Origin of the sequence: Pseudomonas sp., assembly GCF_035277045.1 — a bacterium.
Taxonomy (GTDB): Bacteria; Pseudomonadota; Gammaproteobacteria; order Pseudomonadales; family Pseudomonadaceae; genus Aquipseudomonas.
This window is the reverse complement of sequence record NZ_DATELE010000236.1, coordinates 1-5,515: the sequence shown is the minus strand read 5'-3', so window position 1 is coordinate 5,515 and position 5,515 is coordinate 1. Positions and strand designations below refer to the sequence as shown.

Below are 5,515 nucleotides of genomic sequence, written 5' to 3'. Positions count from 1 at the left end.
CGCAGTCGACGCGCGAGCTCAACGCACTGCGCCGTTCGTTGCGTGCCGGCGCGCTGCAGCAGGTGGGTCAGGATCAGGCCCAGGCGACGCTGATCCAGGACGACGGCACGCCCTACCCGTTGCCGGGCAAGCTGCTGTTCTCCGACATCAGCGTCGATTCCAGCACCGGCCAGATCACCCTGCGCAGCGAGTTTCCCAACCCGGACCTCGACCTGCTGCCGGGCAGCTTCGTGCGTGTGCGGCTGGACCAGGCGGTGCAGCCACAGGGCATCAGCGTGCCACAGCGGGCCATCCTGCGTGACAGCGCCGGGGTGCCCAAGGTGCTGCTGGTCGACGGGCAGCACAAGGTCACCGAGCGCCAGGTGCAGCTGGGTAGCGCCGTGGGCGACCGCTGGATCGTCAGCGAGGGCCTGACGGCGGGCGAGCAGGTGGTGATCGAAGGCCTGCAACACGTCAAGGCGGGCGATTCCGTGCAGGTAGCGGCCGCCCAGGACAACCCGATCGTCAAGCACACCGGCCAGTGAGGGCCTGAGTCATGCCGCATTTCTTCATCGACCGCCCGGTGTTCGCCTGGGTGGTCGCGCTGTTCATCCTGCTGGCGGGCGCCTTGGCGATCCCGCGGTTGCCAGTCGCCCAGTACCCCAACGTCGCACCGCCTCAGGTCGAGATCTACGCGGTCTATCCGGGCGCTTCGGCGGCGACCATGGACGAGAGCGTGGTCAGCCTGATCGAGCAAGAGCTCAACGGCGCGGACCACCTGCTGTACTTCGAGTCGCAGAGCAGCCTGGGCAGTGCCACCATCACCGCCACCTTCGAGCCGGGCACCCTCCCCGACCTTGCCCAGGTGGACGTGCAGAACCGCCTCAAGGTGGTCGAGTCGCGCTTGCCGCGGCCGGTGACCCAGCAGGGCTTGCAGGTGGAGAAAGTGTCCACCGGGTTCCTCATGCTGGTCACGCTCACCGCCGACGACGGCAGCCTCGACGAAACAGCCCTGAGCGACTTTCTCGCACGCAACGTGATGAACGAGATCCGCCGCCTCAAGGGCGTCGGCAAGGCGCAGCTGTATGGTTCCGAGCGGGCCATGCGCATCTGGATCGACCCGCGCAAGCTGATCGCCTTCAACCTCACGCCCACCGATGTGAACGAGGCCATCGCCGCGCAGAATGCCCAGGTCGCCCCGGGCAGCATCGGCGACCTGCCGGGCAAGCCCACCCAGGAGATCACCGCCAATGTGGTGGTCAAGGGCCAGCTGAGCACGCCCCAGGAATTTTCCGACATCGTCCTGCGCGCCAACGCCGATGGCTCCACCGTCACGGTGCGTGATGTTGCTCGCGTCGAGATCGGCAGCCAGGAGTACCAGTTCGGCACCCGCCTCAACGGCAAGGCCTCCAGCGCTTTCAGCGTGCAGCTCTCGCCGGGCGCCAACGCCATGGAGACCGCCACCCTGGTCAAGGACAAGCTCGACGAACTGTCGGCCTATTTCCCCGCGGGCGCGCGCTATGACATTCCTTACGACACCTCGCCCTTCGTCAAGGTGTCGATCCAGCAGGTGATCAATACCCTGCTCGAAGCCATGCTGCTGGTGTTCGCGGTGATGTACCTGTTCCTGCAGAACGTGCGCTACACGCTGATCCCCACCCTGGTGGTACCGGTGGCGTTGATGGGCACGTTCGCGGTGATGATGGCGATGGGCTTTTCAGTCAACGTGCTGACGTTGTTCGGCATGGTGCTGGCCATCGGCATCCTGGTCGACGACGCCATCGTCGTGGTCGAGAACGTCGAGCGCATCATGACCGAGGAAGGCCTGCCGCCCAAGGAAGCCACGCGCAAGGCCATGGGCCAGATCAGCGGCGCGATCGTCGGCATCACCGTGGTGCTGGTGGCGGTGTTCCTGCCGATGGCCTTCATGAAAGGCTCGGTGGGCGTTATCTACCAGCAGTTTTCGCTGTCGATGGCGGTGTCGATCCTGTTTTCGGCGTTTCTCGCCCTGAGCCTCACCCCGGCCCTGTGCGCGACGCTGCTCAAGCCCGTGGTCAAGGGCGAGCACGTGGAGCGGCGCGGGTTCTTCGGCGGCTTCAACCGGGGCTTCGAGCGCATGAGCGATGGCTACGAACGCTGGGTGATCCATGCGCTCAGACGCAGTGGGCGCTACCTGCTGGTTTACGCGGTGCTGGTGGCGGCGCTGGGGTTTGGCTTCAGCCAGTTGCCCTCTTCTTTCCTGCCGACCGAGGACCAGGGATACACCATCACCGACATCCAGCTGCCGCCAGGGGCAAGCCGCGCACGCACCGAACAGGTTGCCGCGCAGATCGAGGCGCACAACGCCGAGGAGCCCGGGGTGGGCAACACGACGCTGATCCTGGGCTTCAGTTTCTCGGGGAGCGGGCAGAACGCGGCCCTGGCCTTCACCACCCTCAAGGACTGGTCCGAGCGTGGGAGCGCAGACAGCGCCCGGTCGATCGCCGACCGCGCCAATGGCGCGTTCTCCCAGCTCAAGGACGCGATCGCCTACTCGGTGCTGCCGCCGCCGATTGACGGCCTGGGCACCTCCACCGGCTTCGAATTCCGCCTGCAGGACCGGGCCGGCATGGGTCACGCAGCGTTGATGGCCGCGCGGGACACGCTGCTGGGCACTGCTGCCCAGAGCCCCCTGCTGGCCAATGTACGCGAATCCGCCCTTGCCGAGAGTCCGCAGGTGGAGCTGGAGATCGACCGGCGCCAGGCCAACGCCTTGGGCGTGTCGTTCGCCGACATCGGCGCGGTGCTGGATACGGCCGTGGGCTCCAGTTACGTCAACGACTTTCCCAATCAGGGCCGCATGCAGCGTGTGGTGGTGCAGGCCGAAGGCGACCAGCGCAGCCAGGTCGAAGACCTGCTCAAGATTCATGTGCGCAACAGCGCGGGCAAGATGGTGCCTTTGGGCGCCTTCGTGCAGGCCCGCTGGGTCAGCGGGGCGGTGCAGCTGACCCGTTACAACGGCTACCCGGCAGTCTCCATCTCAGGAGAACCGGCGCCGGGCCACAGTTCGGGCGAGGCCATGGCCGAGGTTCAGCGACTGGTCGGCCAGTTGCCCGTCGGCGCAGGCCTCGAGTGGACCGGCCTGTCGCTGCAGGAGCGGTTGTCCGGGAGCCAGGCGCCGATGCTGATGGCGCTGTCGTTGCTGGTGGTGTTCCTGTGCCTCGCCGCGCTGTACGAGAGCTGGTCGATTCCCACGGCGGTGTTGCTGGTGGTGCCACTGGGCGTGCTTGGCGCGGTCCTGGCAGTGACCCTGCGCGACATGCCCAACGATGTATTTTTCAAGGTCGGCCTGATCACCCTGATCGGCCTGTCGGCGAAAAACGCCATCCTGATCATCGAGTTCGCCAAGCGCCTGGTCGATCAGGGCCATGATCCGTTCGACGCTGCGGTGCAGGCCGCGCGCCTGCGGCTGCGCCCGATCGTGATGACCTCGCTGGCGTTCATCCTCGGCGTGGTGCCCCTGGCGATCGCCAGCGGCGCGAGCTCGGCCAGCCAGCAGGCGATTGGCACCGGCGTGATCGGCGGGATGCTCAGCGCCACCCTGGCGGTGGTGTTCGTGCCGGTGTTCTTCGTGGTGGTGATGCGCCTGTCACGGCGAGGCAAGACGGCGGTCTCCGCATCCCGGGCGTCCTGATCTGGACAAGGCCACGCGCGCGTGGGAGGGTGAACGGCCCAACAGCCCGGAGCCCTGCCCCATGTCCCAGCCCCTGCCACCCTGTTCGATTCTCCTGCTGGCCGGAGGCCGCGGGCAGCGCATGGGCGGACGCGACAAGGGGCTCATTGAATGGCAAGGCAACCCGCTGATCGCGCATGTGCATGATGTGGTGCGGCCCTTGACAGATGACCTGATCATCTCGTGCAACCGCAACCAGGATCGCTACCGGCGCTACGCCGATCAGCTGGCCGGTGATCGCGAAGCGGACTATCCCGGGCCCCTGGCCGGGGTGCTGGCGGGGCTTTCGGTGGCGCGGCATGACTGGGTGGTGCTGCTGGCGTGCGATGCGCCGCGCATCGACCATGAGCTGATCGACGATTTGCGCCGGGCGGCCTGTGCGCAGGATGGTCCGGCGATGGTGCGCCAGGGCGGGTATTGGCAGCCGATGTTCAGCGTCGTGCCACGCGGGGTGCTTCCAGCGCTGGAATCCGCGTGGGATGCAGGTGAGCGCAGTTTGCAGCGGGTGCTGATGGGCATCGGGGTGCAGGCGGTGGATTGTGAGGCGGACGATGTCCGGCTGGAGAATTTCAATAGCCCTGAGTGGTTGCGGTCCTGAGAGTTGATTGCAGGTTTTACGACCGCTTCGCGGCCGATCGCGGCACAAGGCGCGCTCCCACAAGGGACCGCTTCGCGATCCCGGATACAGAGCTTGCGCAGCAGTTTGCAGGACTAAGGCGCCCCCACCCCCTGCAACCGCCGGTATTCCCTCATCACGTTAGGCACGTACCGCCGCGTTTCGGCAAACGGCGGTACTACCCTGCCCCGGCTGATCACCGCATCGGGCCCGGCGTTGTACGCCGCCACGGCCAGGGTGATGTCATTGTCGAAGAGCGTGAGCATGCGCTTGAGATAGCGCGCCCCACCGAGCAGGTTGGACGCAGGGTCCAGCACATCCTTGACCCCCATTTCCTTCGCGGTTTCCGGCATCAGTTGCATCAGTCCGGCCGCACCCTTGGGTGAACGCGCCTTGGCGTTGTAGCCCGACTCGGCCTTCACCAGCGCATGCAGCAACGCCGGCGGCACGCCATGGGTCTTGGCGGCGGCGGCGACCAGGTCTGCGTAAGGCCGTCCCGTGATCAGCTGGGCATCCACGGGCCCGGCCTGCGCCGTGGCCTCGCTGATCACCTTGTCGTAGTGCCGTCCTGGCCTGTGGACGTTGGACAGTACATAGCCACCCGTGGCGTCCCTGGAGATGTAGACCTCCGCCTGCACCGAGCCCGCCGCCAGGCAGCCCAGTAAACCAAGTGTGATCAAGCGCATGATATTCGCCTCCCCGGCGTTGCCCCCGATGTGGGGGAAATGCCCCGGAAAAACCGGGCCTGGAAGCTGGAACGCAAGCACTGTGCCGCCGCCCACCCCGCACGGCGCGCGGGGCCGCGCGGACGCGCACGGCTCTTGCATGACCCCTGCAAAGACGTAGCCTGGAGGCATCATCATGCAGCGCTTATCCATCCCCCCCGCCGTTCGTTCATCCACCGTCCAGCGCGGTTTCACCCTGCTCGAGCTGCTGGTGGTGCTGGTGGTGCTGGGCCTGTTGGCCGGCATCGTCGCACCCAAGTACTTCAGCCAGCTGGGCCGCTCGGAGGCCAAGGTGGCGCGGGCGCAGATAGAAGGCCTGAGCAAGGCCCTGGACCTGTATCGCCTGGAGGTCGGCCATTACCCAAGCGGCGACCAGGGCCTGCAGGCGCTGGTCAGCCCTCCCAGCGGCGAGCCACGCTGGTCGGGACCCTACCTGTAGAAAGCCATCCCGCAGGATCCCTGGGGGCGCGCCTACATCTACCG

At 66.7% G+C, this 5,515-nt stretch carries 4 protein-coding genes and 1 pseudogene; 4 read left to right on the top strand and 1 reads right to left on the bottom strand.

Annotated features, from left to right (window positions below; translation table 11 throughout):
- The 3 genes from VJS90_RS13555 to mobA form a co-directional block, all read left to right on the top strand.
- Window positions 1–524 (top strand): efflux RND transporter periplasmic adaptor subunit (locus VJS90_RS13555; RefSeq protein ID WP_324122164.1); only part of this gene is annotated, 524 nt, incomplete at its 5' end.
- Between the two features lie 11 nt (window positions 525–535).
- On the top strand, window positions 536–3,652 hold the full coding sequence (locus VJS90_RS13550) for an efflux RND transporter permease subunit (protein ID WP_324122163.1): 3,117 nt from the start codon (window positions 536–538) through the stop codon (window positions 3,650–3,652).
- Window positions 3,653–3,713: 61 nt separating this feature from the next.
- Window positions 3,714–4,289: a molybdenum cofactor guanylyltransferase MobA gene (gene mobA / locus VJS90_RS13545; RefSeq protein ID WP_324122162.1), complete on the top strand. Its 576-nt coding sequence runs from the start codon at window positions 3,714–3,716 to the stop codon at window positions 4,287–4,289.
- Window positions 4,290–4,402: 113 nt separating this feature from the next.
- On the opposite strand, the gene VJS90_RS13540 is transcribed toward mobA, so the two are convergent.
- Complete coding sequence (locus VJS90_RS13540; protein WP_324122161.1) at window positions 4,403–4,993, bottom strand: lytic transglycosylase domain-containing protein; 591 nt, start codon at window positions 4,991–4,993, stop codon at window positions 4,403–4,405.
- Between the two features lie 175 nt (window positions 4,994–5,168).
- On the opposite strand from VJS90_RS13540, the pseudogene gspG reads away from it, so the two are divergent.
- Window positions 5,169–5,468 (top strand): annotated as a pseudogene (gene gspG / locus VJS90_RS13535) (type II secretion system major pseudopilin GspG); the annotation flags it as partial.
- Window positions 5,469–5,515: the final 47 nt, after the last annotated feature.